This window comes from Leucobacter shiyiweii, from assembly GCF_052446065.1.
Classification (GTDB): Bacteria; Actinomycetota; Actinomycetes; order Actinomycetales; family Microbacteriaceae; genus Leucobacter.
In genome coordinates this window covers 168,916-181,994 of sequence record NZ_CM127080.1, presented here as the reverse complement: position 1 = coordinate 181,994, position 13,079 = coordinate 168,916, and the positions used below count along the sequence as shown (strand labels likewise).

Annotated in this window: 12 protein-coding genes; 2 read left to right on the top strand and 10 right to left on the bottom strand. The window is 66.7% G+C overall.

Features of this window, described 5'->3' with window-relative positions:
• Window positions 1–41: 41 nt before the first annotated feature.
• The 10 genes from ACTNFJ_RS00890 to ACTNFJ_RS00845 all read right to left on the bottom strand — a co-directional run bounded on the left by ACTNFJ_RS00890 (window position 42) and on the right by ACTNFJ_RS00845 (window position 10,628).
• Window positions 42–1,529 carry an aldehyde dehydrogenase family protein gene (locus ACTNFJ_RS00890; protein WP_435907524.1) on the bottom strand — a complete coding sequence of 496 codons (1,488 nt, stop codon included), beginning with the start codon at window positions 1,527–1,529 and terminating at the stop codon, window positions 42–44.
• Complete coding sequence (locus ACTNFJ_RS00885; protein ID WP_435907523.1) at window positions 1,526–2,206, bottom strand: HD domain-containing protein; 681 nt, start codon at window positions 2,204–2,206, stop codon at window positions 1,526–1,528. Before ACTNFJ_RS00885 ends, ACTNFJ_RS00890 begins: the two co-directional genes overlap by 4 nt.
• A complete protein-coding gene (locus tag ACTNFJ_RS00880; RefSeq protein WP_435907522.1) occupies window positions 2,203–3,465 on the bottom strand; it encodes an NAD(P)/FAD-dependent oxidoreductase in 1,263 nt (420 codons plus the stop codon). Before ACTNFJ_RS00880 ends, ACTNFJ_RS00885 begins: the two co-directional genes overlap by 4 nt.
• 2 nt (window positions 3,466–3,467) lie before the next feature.
• Complete coding sequence (locus tag ACTNFJ_RS00875) at window positions 3,468–3,788, bottom strand: 2Fe-2S iron-sulfur cluster-binding protein (RefSeq protein WP_435907521.1); 321 nt, start codon at window positions 3,786–3,788, stop codon at window positions 3,468–3,470.
• Window positions 3,789–3,800: 12 nt separating this feature from the next.
• A complete protein-coding gene (locus tag ACTNFJ_RS00870) occupies window positions 3,801–4,565 on the bottom strand; it encodes an SDR family NAD(P)-dependent oxidoreductase (RefSeq protein WP_435907520.1) in 765 nt (254 codons plus the stop codon).
• 2 nt (window positions 4,566–4,567) lie between these two features.
• Window positions 4,568–6,415, bottom strand: a complete 1,848-nt coding sequence (locus ACTNFJ_RS00865) for a PEP-utilizing enzyme (RefSeq protein ID WP_435907519.1) — start codon at window positions 6,413–6,415, stop codon at window positions 4,568–4,570.
• Window positions 6,416–6,464: 49 nt separating this feature from the next.
• Window positions 6,465–7,553 carry a PEP/pyruvate-binding domain-containing protein gene (locus tag ACTNFJ_RS00860; RefSeq protein WP_435907518.1) on the bottom strand — a complete coding sequence of 363 codons (1,089 nt, stop codon included), beginning with the start codon at window positions 7,551–7,553 and terminating at the stop codon, window positions 6,465–6,467.
• Complete coding sequence (locus ACTNFJ_RS00855) at window positions 7,550–8,809, bottom strand: cytochrome P450 (protein WP_435907517.1); 1,260 nt, start codon at window positions 8,807–8,809, stop codon at window positions 7,550–7,552. The genes ACTNFJ_RS00860 and ACTNFJ_RS00855 overlap by 4 nt, the downstream gene beginning before the upstream one ends.
• A 229-nt stretch (window positions 8,810–9,038) precedes the next feature.
• Window positions 9,039–9,818 carry an IclR family transcriptional regulator gene (locus ACTNFJ_RS00850; protein WP_435907516.1) on the bottom strand — a complete coding sequence of 260 codons (780 nt, stop codon included), beginning with the start codon at window positions 9,816–9,818 and terminating at the stop codon, window positions 9,039–9,041.
• 129 nt (window positions 9,819–9,947) lie between these two features.
• On the bottom strand, window positions 9,948–10,628 hold the full coding sequence (locus tag ACTNFJ_RS00845) for an HD domain-containing protein (protein ID WP_435907515.1): 681 nt from the start codon (window positions 10,626–10,628) through the stop codon (window positions 9,948–9,950).
• A 96-nt stretch (window positions 10,629–10,724) separates the two neighbouring features.
• Here ACTNFJ_RS00845 and ACTNFJ_RS00840 point away from each other — a divergent pair, with 96 nt between their 5' ends.
• Together ACTNFJ_RS00840 and ACTNFJ_RS00835 are read left to right on the top strand one after the other, a co-directional pair.
• Window positions 10,725–11,477, top strand: a complete 753-nt coding sequence (locus tag ACTNFJ_RS00840; protein WP_435907514.1) for an IclR family transcriptional regulator — start codon at window positions 10,725–10,727, stop codon at window positions 11,475–11,477.
• Window positions 11,478–11,894: 417 nt separating this feature from the next.
• Complete coding sequence (locus tag ACTNFJ_RS00835) at window positions 11,895–13,079, top strand: 4-hydroxybenzoate 3-monooxygenase (RefSeq protein ID WP_435907513.1); 1,185 nt, start codon at window positions 11,895–11,897, stop codon at window positions 13,077–13,079.

The window sequence follows — 13,079 nt, the reverse complement described above, 5'->3', positions numbered from 1 at the left end:
CGAATGCGCACAGCGCGCATCGCGCACGCCAACGTTCCGTGTCAGGCGTGGGAAGCGCGGTGGATCGACTTGTAGCTCACGTACTGCTGCAGCCCCTCGACCCCGTACTCGACCCCGAGCCCCGAGTCGTGGCGCCCACCGAACGGTGCCGCGTGGTTCGAGGCGAAGAAGTTCACGCCGACCGACCCGCTATCCACGAGCTCGGCGACCCGGAACGCACGCTCCTCGTCGGCCGAGAACACGATTCCGCCGAGCCCAAACGGCGTGCTGTTAGCGATCTCGAGGGCTTCCTCGACCGTCTCGTAGGGTTGGATCGTGACCACCGGTCCGAAGATCTCCTCGCGCGCGACCCGCATCTCTGGGGTGACGTCGGCGAGCACGGTCGGGGCGATGAAGAGCCCCGGGCCCGGCAGCACGTCACCGCCTGTCATGAACCGGGCACCCTCGGCACGCGCGGAGGCCAGGTGCTCGAGCACCGAATCGAACTGGCCGCGGTGGGCAACCGGCCCAAACACGGTCGCGGGGTCGAGCGGATCGCCCTGCGCGGCCCCCGCCACTACACCGGTGATGGTGTCGACGATCTCGTCGTAGCGCGACCGCGGGGCCAGAATGCGGGTGGAGATGTAGCAGGTCTGCCCCGAATTGCGCATGCAGGAGCGCACGAAGACGCGGGCGAACGCGTCGAGATCCACATCGTCGAGCAGAATCGCGGCGGACTTGCCACCCAGTTCCAGCGTCACCGGGCGCAGCAGTTCTCCGCACGCGGCCGCGATCTTGCGGCCCACCTCGGTCGACCCGGTGAACGCAACCTTGTCCACGGAGGGGTGCCGCACCATCGCATCGCCGGTGCGCCCGTTGCCGGTGAGGAGGTTCACGACACCCGCGGGCACTCCCGCCGCGTGCGCGGCATCGACAATGTGCCGGATCGACAGCGGCGTGGGCGACGCGGGCTTGATCACGACGGAGTTACCGGCGAGCAGCGCGGGCGCCAACTTAATCACGACGAGGTTGATGGGAAAGTTCCACGGGGCAATCAGTGCGCAGACCCCGAGTGGATCGCGTCGCACCACGCTCTCGCCGACCCCGCTGGGGAACGGCCGCACATCCTCACGTTCGAGATGCGGGGCGAGACCCGCAAAGTAGCGCAGGATGCCGGCCGCGTTGGCCGCGGCTCCCCCGGTCTCGGCAACCGGGCTGCCGTTCTCGCGCGTATTCGTGAGCGACAGCGCCTCGGATCGCGCCTCCACCTCGGCGGCGAACCGAAGCAGCACCTCGGCGCGCTCGGAGGGTGTCATGCGGGGCCACGGGCCCGTGTCGAAGGCCTGGCGTGCGGCACCCATCGCCGCCTCGAGATCCTCATCTGCCGCGACCGGCACACTCGCCCAGGGCTCCCCCGTCGCTGGGTTTACGACCTCGATGCGCCCCGTGCCGACCGAGGGCGCCCAGACACCATCGATGAAATGGTCGGTGGGGTGCCACGGTGCCGTGCGGAAATCGTTGGGCCAGGTGCCAGTTGCTGTCGCGCTCATCGCAGCACCGCCGTCTTCAGCAACACCTGTGACCGGTCGAGATCGGTGTTCGCCATTGCGATGGCCGCCTCGGTGAGCAGCTCGGGAATGATCTCGCTGCGCAGCCGATCGGTGTAGGTTGCGGGGTCGAGCCCGAACCACCCAGAGGCGAGCGCGATACCCGCGTGATCGAAGCGCCACAGTCGGTCGGCATCGCGCACGAGGGCGTCCTCGAGCGTTTGGGCGTCGGCTCGGGTGTCGTGCCCGTCGATGATTGCACACACCGCCGAGATGAAGTCATCCGAGTACCCGAGCGCGGGGAGGACCTCCCGCGCAATCTCACAGCCCTCCTGCTCATGCTGAAAGCGGATGTCGGCCTTACGCCAATCGCCGCCAAAACCTTCTGAGATGATTCGCGTCTCATCGACACGCCCCCAGCCGGTGTCGTGCAGGAGGATCGTGACCCGCACGAGTTCGGCGTTCGCCTCCGGGTAGGCCGCGAGGAGCCGCTCGGCGAAGGCGAGCGAGATCGGCAGGTGAATGTCGTTCGAGCGAGATCGCGTCTCGGTCACGACCGCCGACCAGATCGGGTCAAGGTCTGACCCTGCGGGCGGGGTCAGCGCGATGGGCGAGGTGTCAATTGGCCCGCTCGGCTTGATCGGGGTGTCTGGCATGGGATGGGTCAGCACGTTGGTCACTTCCCTTGGGGCTGGTGGGCGGCAAGAATGGATTTGAGCGGCACATCGGGATCAGAGACCTCCGCGGCGGGGAGGTTCACGTCTTTGGCGAGCGCCTGGCGAACGGTCATGAAGTCGAGCGGCACGTTGATGCAGTCGGCGGCGATCAGCCGGTCACCCCGGTAGTACAGCACCGAGAACTTTCCGGGGGCGTCGGGGCTGCGATCCACCACGCGGTCATAGCCGGTGAAGAGCCCGGCGATCTGCAGCTTCAGTTCACCTTGGTTCGACCAGAACCACGGGATCCCGGCGTACTCCTCCTGCCGACCCATAATCGCGTACGCCGCGACCTTGGCCTGCTCGATCGCGTGGTTAACGCTCTCGAAGCGCACGCGCTCGCCGGCGGGAGAATGCGGGATGGGGTTGGGCAGGTTCGAACAGTCACCGACGGCGAGGGTCACGCCATCCGAGGCGGTGGCAAAGCGATCCACCACGATGCCATCGTTCACCGCAAGCCCCATCTGCTCGGCCAGACCGGTGTTCGGGATCACCCCGATGCCCACCAGCACAATGTCGGCAGGGATCACCTCGCCGCTCACACGCACGCCCGTCACCCGACCGGCCTCGCCGATAATCTCGTCGACCGCGGCGTTCACGCGCACGTCGATGCCCTGAGCCACGTGGTGCCTGAGGATAAAGTCGGCGGTCTCTTCGCCCACGGCGCGGCGCACGAGGCGCGGGCCGCGCTCCACCAGGGTGACGTGCTTGCCGAGCGTGTGCAGGCTCGCCGCGGCCTCGATACCGATGAAGCCGCCGCCGATCACGACCACGCGCGAGGCCGCGGGCGTGCGGGCCTTCAGCTCGAGCGCATCGTCGGCCTTGCGCAGGTACAGCACGCCGTCGAGCTCGCTTCCCGCTACGTCGAGGCGGCGCGCGCGGGCTCCCACCGTGAGCGCGAGGCGGTCAAAGTGGAAGTCGCGTGCGGTCACCGAGTGCGCGACGCCGGAACCGTCGTCACGCTTCGTGATCCGCTCGATGTATTCGCCCTTGACGACCTCGATGCGGTGCTCGTCCCAGTACTCCTGCGACCGGTAGATCAGCGATTCCTTCGTGATCTTGTCTTGCAGGAACTCTTTTGACAGGGCGGGGCGCTGATAGGGGCGATGGTCCTCGTCGCCGAGCAGGGTGATCGGGGGCTCGTAGCCGAGGGCGCGCAATGATCCTGCGAGCTGCACCCCCGCCTGCGAGGAGCCGACGATCAGCAGGCCGTGCTCGGGCATGATCAGATCTGCGTCTCGGGGGTGGTGACGTGGAGATCGTGCCCGTCGGTCACGCGCACCTGGCAGCTGAGCCGCGAGTTGGGCTGGCGATCCACCGCGGTTCCCCACAGCATCTCGTCTTCCATCTCCTCCATCGGAGGAAGTTCGGCCAGGTCCGCCTCTGCGACGAACACGTGGCAGGTGGCGCAGGAGAGCGAGCCGCCGCACTCGGCGACAATGCCCGGCACGCCGTTGCGCATGGCGACCTCCATGACGGAGTCGCCCGCCGCGGCCTCAACCTCGCGGGTGTCTCCCGCAGCGCTCGTGAACACGACCTTCGACATGGGTGATCCTTCCTAGATGAACTGGCGTCCGCCGTCGACGACGAGCGTCTGGCCGGAGATGAATGCGGATTCGGGCCCGGCGAAAAACAGCGCGGCACCCACGATGTCTTCGGGAGTGCTGGCGCGGCGCAGCGCGCCGCGATCCACCCCGTACTGCTCGGCATCTGCCATGTGGCCGTAGCTCGCCTCGGTGAGCGTAAAGCCGGGGGCGATCGCATTGACGGTGATCTCTCGCACGCCGAGTTCCTTCGCCAAAACGCGGGTGAGAGCAATGACCGCGCCCTTGGAAGCGACGTAGTGCGCCCACTGTGCCGAGCCCGAGAACACGGTCGCGGAGGCGATGTTGATCACGCGTGCACCGGTGGCGAGGTGCGGGCTCGCGCCCCGAGTCATGAGCCACGGGCCCTTGGCGTTGACCGCCATGACCCGATCCCACTCGTCAGGGTCGAGCTCTTCGATCGGCGCGCGGGTGATGCCGGCATAGAGCGCCGCGTTGTTGATGAGCACGTCGATCGTGCCGCCTCCGAATTCCGCCACCGCGTTCGCGGCCTCGGTGGTCGACTCGGGCGAGGTGACGTCGACCCGCCCCTGCCAGCAGGGCACACCGTGCGCCTCGACGAGCTTTGCCGTCTCGGCCAGCCCCACGAGATCAACATCTGCGATGGCGACCCGATCGCCGCGCTCGGCGAACCCAAGGGCGAACGATCGGCCGAGGCCGCCGGCCGCGCCGGTGATGAACACCGTGCGGCCGGCTGCCGTGGGATCGGAGTGCGACATCGCTAGCCCTCGAGAATCTCGACGCGGCCTGAGTTGCCGTCGACGCGAATGAGCTGGCCGGTGGTGATGCTGGAAGAGCCGTTGCCGGTTCCGGTGACCGCCGGCAGGCCGTATTCGCGGCACACGATCGCCGCGTGGCTCATCATGCCGCCGATGTCGGTGACGGTGGCGCGGATCTTGCCAAAGACCGGGCCCCACGACGGCGCGGTGATGGTGGCGACGAGGATCTCGCCCTCTTGCACCAGGCCGAGCTCATCGGCGTGCACGATCACGCGTGCCCGACCCTCGGCGATGCCCGGCGAAGCGGCCATGCCCTTGATGGCGCCGTCGTCGTCTTCGTCGTCGCTCAGCCACTGCTGCACCTGCTCGGTCGTGATACCCCAGAGCATCTGCGTGAACGGCTCGGTGATCTCGACGGGCGGGGTGTTCAGCGCCGGCTGTGGGCGCTGGGTCTGCAGTGCGGTCACTATCTTCGCGCGGCGGGCAATCTCGGCCGGCCAATAGTTCGGGCCCACCGACTCGCTGCCCACGGCCCAGCCGGTGACGTAATCGAAGAGCGCATCGCGCACCTCGTTGCGGGTGAGGTAGAGAATGTCCATCTCGTTGTCCCAGAATCCGGCGGCCACAAAGACCCGGCCGAGTTCGCGCACCTTGCGCCAGAACACGCCCATCGTCCAGTGCTCGATGTAGAAGTTGTGGTTCTCGACGTAGGGGTAGGCGGTCGCTGCGAGTCCGCGCTTCGCGTCGAACGCGGCGAGGTTGTCGCCGTCGAGCAGGCTGCGGTACTCCTCGATGATCCGGTCGCGCTCGACGATCAACTCTTCCTTCGGGCGAAGGATCTGCTGCCCGCCATCCAGGCGACGAATGTAGTCCTTAATGTAGCTGAGGGGGATCTCCTGGTACTCGTTCCAGTACTTGTCGTGGCCGTAGAAGCCGTTGCCCACGGTGAAGTTGAACCACGGATCCTTCGCCTCCTCGTACCGGGCGAGCCAGCGGTCGCCGCCCGCGCGCGCACCTACCGCGGCGAGCGTGCCCGCGACATCATCGGTGTTCTCGAACGCCGACTGCAGCCCGAGCTCGACAGCGAGGGTGGCGAGCACCTTGAGCTCGTCATCGGGGCGGAAGAGCTCCATGTCAACGCCCTGCACCATCTTCGCGATCGCCTGATCCGGGATCGAGGGGAACACCTCTTTGGCGAAGGTGAAGAAGTCGAGGTACGCGAGGTACCCAAGATTCAGGAACTCGAAGTGGTACTGCCAGTTCTGATAGCAGAGCTGGATCAGGCGGTCGTAGCCCTCCAGGAGCACCTCTGAGCCGTCCTTCGCCTTGCCGCTCTCGATGTCTTCGAAGGGCACCATGTCGGGCAGCGGCGCGAAGTGTAGTTCCTCCATCTCGGCGATGGTGCCGAGCACCTTCACCTTCCAGTCGTCGAGCAGACGCTCCCAGTTGCCGAAGTAGTGGCCGACGCGGCGCTCGAACTCGGGCACGCGGGCCGCGATCTCCTCCGGGGGAACCGGCACGGGGCTCATGTAGAGGTAGCCAAGGTGCACCTTGAACTCGATGCCGTTGGCCGGCGGAATCAGCAGGTGGCGCGTGTTGTACTGACCGAGGCACTTCACGGCGAACTCGCCACCGATGGTCTCAAATGGCTTGTACACCGTCGGCCAGTGCTGGCTGTCGCAGAACCAGAACTTGCTCTCCGAGCCGTCGCCCTCGCGGAAGGGCAGGTAGTAGGGGTAGAGGCTCTCCCAGCCCTCTGCCCCCTCGGGCACCGGAATGTCTTGTGCGCTGGGGAAGGACTTGACCGCGGGTGCTGCTGGCGCGTCGGTGGTGGTCGAATCTAACGTCATTGTCGTGATCCTTTTCGTGCGTGGGTGGAGTGACTGAGTGTGAAGTGAATTACTTGCGGGAGATGCGGATCGAGCCCGTGAGCATCGAGGTGAGGCTCGAGACACCGATCGTCGCGGTTGCGGGTTTCGCTTCCTGCGGCTTGTTGGAGTGGATGGTCTCGGGCCGAGCTTGCAAGAGCAGCAGATTCTCACCGGCGGGGAGATCGCGGTCGATTGCCCACTCGATGTCTTGCGGGGTGCCGTAGTGCTTTTCAGCCCTTTTCGCGAGTTCGGCGACCTGCATCACCTGGGCGTCGCTCAGGCAGCGGATCTCCCGGCGCGTCACGTCGACCGGGCGTTCGATGAGGCCTCGCTGGGCGGGGTCCGGCACCAGCTCGATGTGCTTGTCACCAATGTGCTCGCTCACGATTGTCATCATGATCTTGTCGAGCATGATGTTGTCGGGGGTGACATGCCCTGAGACCACGGCCTCGCCGATGCCCCACGACGCGTCGATCACGATCTTCGAGCGATCGCCGGTGCTCGGGTTCATGGTGATTGCCACGCCCGCCGACTCGGCCGAGACCATCTTCTGCACCGCAACCGCCATCGAGAGACCTTCGTCTTCGATGTGGTTCTTCAGCCGGTACATGATGGCGCGGCTCGTGTAGAGCGATGCCCAGCACATGCGAATGTGCTGGTGCACATCGGCTTCGTCGATGAGCCACAGGTAGGTGTCCTGCTGGCCGGCGAAGCTCGCGTCGGGAAGGTCCTCGGCGGTGGCGGAGGAGCGAACGGCAACCGGCACCGGTTCCGAGAAGCGCCCCTGCAACTCAGCCCACGCGTCGATCACTGCTTGCCGCAGGTGCTCGGGCACGGGGCTCTCGCAGATGCGGTCGCGGATCAGCTGCGAGGCACGATCCACGCTCGCGACATCGTCGGCATCGAGACCGGCGAGCTGCTCGGCGATGAGCTCGGAAAGGCCCGTGGACTCGATGAACTCGTCGTAGGTGGCGGTCGTGACGGCGAAGCCGGGGGGCACGGGCATGCCGGCCGCGGTCATAGTCACGAGCGAGGCGCACTTGCCGCCGAGCAGATCGTGCTCAGGCGTGATCCCGCCGTCAAAAAACTGAACGTAGCGGGTACTGCTTGCGGTCATGCTGCTTCCTTCCAGGTCACGGGCACCTCGAGGGGCACTCGGAACGAGAGATTCTCGCGGAACCCAATGTCTGCACCGTTTTGCAGGCGCACGTCGGGCATGAGTCGTGCGATTTCTTCGATCGCAATTTTCGCCTGCAGCTTCGCGAGCATGTTGCCCAGGCAATAGTGGATCCCGAAGCCGAACGACAGGTGATCGCGGGCGTTTTCGCGCGAGATGTCGAACTCCTCGCCGGCTGCGAAGCGTTCCTCGTCGCGGTTGGCGGATCCCATGACGAGCAGCAACTCGGCGCCTTTGGGAATGGCGACTCCCCCGACCGTTGCATCGACGAGCGCCTTCCGGCGCCAGGCGACGATCGATCCGCTATAGCGCAGCACCTCGTCGATCGCGGGCCCGATCTTGGTCGGGTCGGCGACGAGCTGCTGCCACTGATCGGGGTGACTCAGCAGCACGCGCATCGCATTCGAGATCAGCGTGGTGGTGGTTTCGTGGCCTGCGAACAGCATGCTGTAGACGACCGAGGCGATCTCGTGGTCGCTGATCTCGTCGCCCGCCAGCTGCGCGCGCACCATGTCGCCCACGAGCGAGTCGGGGTTCGTTTTGTGCGCCTCACGCACCAGACGCAGACACTCCTGCCAGTAAGCGACGAGGTTGTGCGCGTGCGGGATCTGCTCCTCTTCGGTGAGGTCTTCCCAGGTCATCGCCGCGCGCGAATCCGACCATTCCTTGAACTGGTCGACCTTGCTGGTGTCGGCACCGATGAGAGTGAGGATCGTGACCGTAGGCACGTCGTAGGCGAGATCGCGGAGGAAGTCACCGGTCGCCTCGTCGCGCGCGAGCATCTTCTCGATCTGCGACACGACGTGCGCCCGGATACTGGGTTCGAGTTGGCGGTATCGCCGCGGAGTGAACGCCTTTTGGGCCACCTTGCGAATGCGGGTGTGCTCCGGTGGAACGCGGGCGGAGAGGCCGGAGTATGCGGTGAAGCCACCCTCCTCCATGATCTTCTTGGCTGCCGCGCCACGTTGCCGCACGGGTGCCTGCGCGTTTTCGCTCGAGAAGGTCTCCCAATCTGCGAACACCGCGCGCACGTCGTCGTAGCGGGTCACGACCCAGTAGCCGAGCCGCTCATCGAACATCACCGGTTCTTCGCGACGCAACTCGGCGTACGAGGGGAAGGGGTCCTTCTGGTCGAAAGGCTTGAACCCGTGGTGCACGGGGGAGCCGCCGGAGGCCGGTGAGTCCGCTGCAGTCATGCCCATCTCCTGTTTCGTCGTTGAATCGAAGGTCTGTCGTAAGTATGCGCCTGGTGGGTGAGCCCTCGACGCGCACCTTCCGCTGAATGGAAACGGCTTTTCCCGCGGTGTGGATCGCGCACCGTAGCCCCTCTCTCGCAATCGGGCAGTAGGCGACGCCCCCATCGATCGGAGGCGACGCCTACTGCCCGATTGCGGGGTCGAGAGAGGGTTGAAGGGCCGAAGGGTCTCAGGTACCGGAGGGGAACTGCCGGTGCGTGGCCGCGTTCTCGATGCGGCGCGCGACCCCGAGCAGCACCGGGAGGTGTTTCGGAAGCATCGACTCCTGCGAGGCGAGCGCGACGATACCGATCGCCGCGACCACCTGACCCGTGCCCGCTCCGGTTCCCGCCCCCACCGGCACCGCGATCGAACACGCGCCAACCCGGGCCTCTTCGCCGGTCACCGCAAACCCCTGGCCCGCGATCTGCGCGAGCTCATCGGCAAGGGCGTGCGGATCCACATGGGTGAACTCGGTGAGCGACACCAGGGGGCCCGCGAGGTAGGCCTCACGGAACCAGCGCTCTTCGTAGGCGAGCAGCACCTTGCCGACCCCGGTCGCGTGCAGCGGCAACCGCCCACCGATGCGTGAGGCCCGAGGCACCCGCTTCGACCCGTAGATGCGGTCGACGTAGAGCGCCTCGTTTCCCTCGCGCACGGCCAGGTGCACCGATTCTCCAGTGAGCGAGAAAAGATCCTGCAGGAAGGGGCGCGCGGTGTCGCGCAGGCGGCGGCCCGCATTCTGCGCGAGTTCCCAGAGGCGGATCCCGACCTGATAGCGTCCTTGCGCGTCTCGGGCGAGCGCCCCCCACTCGGTGAGTTCGCCCACAATGCGGTGCGTGGTTGAGACCGGGAGCCCCGTGAAATCGGCTATCTGCGTCAGCGAGAGGCTCGGCCCGTGCGACTCGAAGGCCTCGAACACCGCGAGAATGCGTGACGCGACGGTGCGGCCCGCGTCACTCGTGCGCATTGTCGCGCCTCAGCTGAATCGTCTGCGCGATCCGCAGGTGTGACCGAAGCTCCGAGGCTAAGCGACCCCCCGGCCAATAGGTCAACTCCCGCAGCACGTAAGGGCCCCGCTGAGACTCAGTGGACGGCCTCACCCGAGCTCCGCGCGCTCGGCCCAGGCATCTACCGATGCGATCGCACCGAAGCCCCGCGCCATCGCGCGCGACACATCGGTGTGCAAGTAGTCGTGCACCCGCCATGCGCAGAGCCTGCCCGCGGCCTCGCGGGTCAGCCCGAACCAGTCCATCACCGTGTCGATACCGTGCGGGGTGAGCCGCCAGAGCTTGTCCGCATCCTTCACGAGCGCGTCGTTCAGCGACTTCGCCTCCTTCATGCTGTCGTGCTGGGAAATGATGTCGGTGATCTCGTCTCGCGTTCCTGGCAGCGTGCCGATTTCACCCAGGATCTCGGCCGCAATCCGCACCCCCTCGCGTTCGTGCCAGGCGACGAGCGCTGGATCTCCGCCGCTCGGGCTAATGGCCTGCAGCACCAGATCTGCGGGCACCTGTGACCAGCCAGTGTCATGGAGCAGGATTGCGGGCAGCACTACCTGCGGATCGGCATCGGGATGGGCCTCGCAGAGGGCCCGGGCGATGCCGTAGGCGTACAGGGTGTGGCTGTCGTTATCGCGCACGCCGAGGTAAGGCTTCGCCTTCGCCCATATCTCATGGTGCTCGGGGAGGAGCCGGAGGACACCGTCAACCTCGGCCGGAATGTGCGAGTCTACGTCTTGGCCATAGAGATTCTGGGTGGGCTGGAGCTTTGGCAACATGCTTTGATTTCACCCCTCTGTGCGCGTTAGCCCTAGCGTACCTTCCATTCACCGGAATCGCACTGACTGCACCTGCTTGCGTGGCAAGCTAGGCGCATGGCGAATTCTGCGAGCGGGGAGTCGATGATCGAGCGCGTCGTGCGCGTGCTCGACACCTTCGGCGCCGATCGAACCGTGCAGACCGCGAGCGATATCGGGCGTCGGGCAGGGCTCCCGAGCGCCACCGCCCACCGTCTGGTCGATGAGCTGGTGCGAGCCGGCATGCTCGAACGGGACGAGGAGCACCGCGTGCGCCTCGGCCTGCGCCTGTGGGAGCTGGCGCTGCGCGGATCCACTGCCCTAAGGCTCAGGCAAGCCGCGCTGCCGCACATGGAGGCGGTGCAGGCTGAACTCCGCGAGCACACGCAGCTCGCGGTGCTCGAACGGGACGAGGCGCTCTTCCTCGAGAGACTCTCGCATCCCGACGCCGTCTCGAACATCACCCGGGTGGCGGGCCGGCTCCCGCTGCACGCGTCCTCCTCGGGGCTTGTGCTGCTCGCGCACGCCGATCCGGCCCTGCGCGAGCGCGTGCTCGCCGGACCGCTGGGCGCGGTCGGCCCGGGCACCATCACCGACGCGCGGGCGTTGCGGCGAGCGCTGACTGAGATCCGCCGCACCGGTGAGGTCGTGGCACGCGGCTCGATCGAGGCGGTGTCGACGGGGGTCGCGGTGCCGATTCGGGACGCTGGCGAGGTCGTCGCTGCGCTCTCGGTGGTGCTTCCACGCGAGGTGGATCCGCAGCCCGCCTTGACCCAACTGCAGGCGGCGGCGCGCGCGATCGAGGCGGAGCTGCGCCGCACCAGGCCCTAGTGCGCTCGCTGTCGACCCCACCCCTGCGCTCGCCTTCGCACCCTCACCCTCACCCCTGCCCTCACCCCACCCCCGCCTCTCCCCCACTCACCCCGCCCCACACCCCCCACCCCCGCCTCTCTCCACTCACCCCACCCCCCTCACCCTCCTTTCCCACCCCCGCCTCTCCTCAATCACCCCGCCCCACACTCCCCCCAGGGGTCGCAATTCCACCAGGGCCGGCCACCGCATGGTGCAATTGCGCCTCCTCGACGATGACGAGCGGGAAATAACACGCTGCCGGGACCCCTCAAGTCACCCCAACTCCCATTCAATGGGAATTTGATGGGATTGGATCCGGATCCACCGCACACTGGTGAGCACCACCGCGTGCGAGCCGCGCGAACGACTGGTTGATCCACTGTCAAAGGAGACCCCATGACCACCACCCGCACCCGCGTTGCCATCGTCGGCGCAGGCCCTGCCGGCCTATTGCTGTCTCACCTGCTCGAGCAGGCTGGCATCGACTCGGTCGTGCTCGACTCGCGCACCCGCGACGAGATCGAGCAGACGATCCGAGCTGGCATCCTCGAGCAGGGCACGGTCGACATCCTCGCCGAGGTCGGTGCCACCAGCCGCGTGTACACCACCGGCCACCGGCACGACGGCATCGAGCTGCACTTCGCTGACGAGGCGCACCGTATCGATTTCCCGAGCCTCACCGGTCGGAGCGTGTGGCTGTACCCGCAGCACGAGGCACTCATTGACCTGATCGCTGCGCGCCTTGCCGCCGGGCAGGATCTGCGCTTCAACACCACCGTCACGAGCGTCGAGGGTGTGGACACGGCGAGCCCGAGCCTGCAGGGCACCGACGCCGAAGGCCAGCCGTTCACGATCGAGACCGAGTTCATCGTCGGTGCCGATGGATCGCGCAGCGTCGTGCGGCCCGTCGTCGCGGGCCCGAACTCGACCGGTTACTTCCGCGAGTACCCGTTCGCGTGGTTCGGGATCTTGTGCGAGGCTCCGCCGAGCTCGGAGGAACTCATCTACAGCAACTCGGCCAACGGCTTCGCGCTCATCAGTCAGCGCAACGATTCGGTGCAGCGCATGTACTTCCAGTGCGACCCGGAGACCGATACCGCGGCGCTCAGTGAGGAGCAAATCTGGGACGAGCTGCAGTCGCGCGTGCCGAACACCGAGCTCAAGCGCGGCCCGATCTTCCAGCGCGACGTGCTGCGATTCCGCAGCTTCGTGGTGAAGGAGCTGCGACACGGGCGCGCTGCGCTCGTCGGCGATGCGGCGCACACGGTGCCGCCGACCGGCGCGAAGGGCATGAACCTCGCCGTCGCCGACGTGATCCTGTTGAACCAGGCGCTGCAGGCGCTGCTCTTGCGCGGCGACGAGAGCCCGATGGATCGCTACGCCGAGACCGCCCGGAAACGCATCTGGAAGGCGCAGCACTTCTCGTGGTGGATGACGAGCATGCTCCACCTCTCCCCCGAGTCGAGCGAGTTCGACCAGATGCGGCAGCTCGGCGAGCTGCGCTCGGTCGTCGAAAGCGAGGCGGGGCGCACCTACCTTGCTGAGGCGTACACCGGCTGGCCGTTCCAGACCGAACTGTAG

Excerpts from the sequence above, each read along its gene's own strand:
- ACTNFJ_RS00890 (WP_435907524.1), bottom strand. The coding sequence starts at position 1,529 with ATGAGCGCGACAGCAACTGGCACCTGGCCCAACGATTTCCGCACGGCA.
- ACTNFJ_RS00840 (WP_435907514.1), top strand. The coding sequence starts at position 10,725 with ATGGCGAATTCTGCGAGCGGGGAGTCGATGATCGAGCGCGTCGTGCGC.
- ACTNFJ_RS00835 (WP_435907513.1), top strand. The coding sequence starts at position 11,895 with ATGACCACCACCCGCACCCGCGTTGCCATCGTCGGCGCAGGCCCTGCC.
- ACTNFJ_RS00880 (WP_435907522.1), bottom strand. The coding sequence starts at position 3,465 with ATGCCCGAGCACGGCCTGCTGATCGTCGGCTCCTCGCAGGCGGGGGTG.
- ACTNFJ_RS00845 (WP_435907515.1), bottom strand. The coding sequence starts at position 10,628 with ATGTTGCCAAAGCTCCAGCCCACCCAGAATCTCTATGGCCAAGACGTA.
- ACTNFJ_RS00850 (WP_435907516.1), bottom strand. The coding sequence starts at position 9,818 with ATGCGCACGAGTGACGCGGGCCGCACCGTCGCGTCACGCATTCTCGCG.
- ACTNFJ_RS00870 (WP_435907520.1), bottom strand. The coding sequence starts at position 4,565 with ATGTCGCACTCCGATCCCACGGCAGCCGGCCGCACGGTGTTCATCACC.
- ACTNFJ_RS00855 (WP_435907517.1), bottom strand. The coding sequence starts at position 8,809 with ATGACTGCAGCGGACTCACCGGCCTCCGGCGGCTCCCCCGTGCACCAC.
- ACTNFJ_RS00875 (WP_435907521.1), bottom strand. The coding sequence starts at position 3,788 with ATGTCGAAGGTCGTGTTCACGAGCGCTGCGGGAGACACCCGCGAGGTT.
- ACTNFJ_RS00860 (WP_435907518.1), bottom strand. The coding sequence starts at position 7,553 with ATGACCGCAAGCAGTACCCGCTACGTTCAGTTTTTTGACGGCGGGATC.
- ACTNFJ_RS00865 (WP_435907519.1), bottom strand. The coding sequence starts at position 6,415 with ATGACGTTAGATTCGACCACCACCGACGCGCCAGCAGCACCCGCGGTC.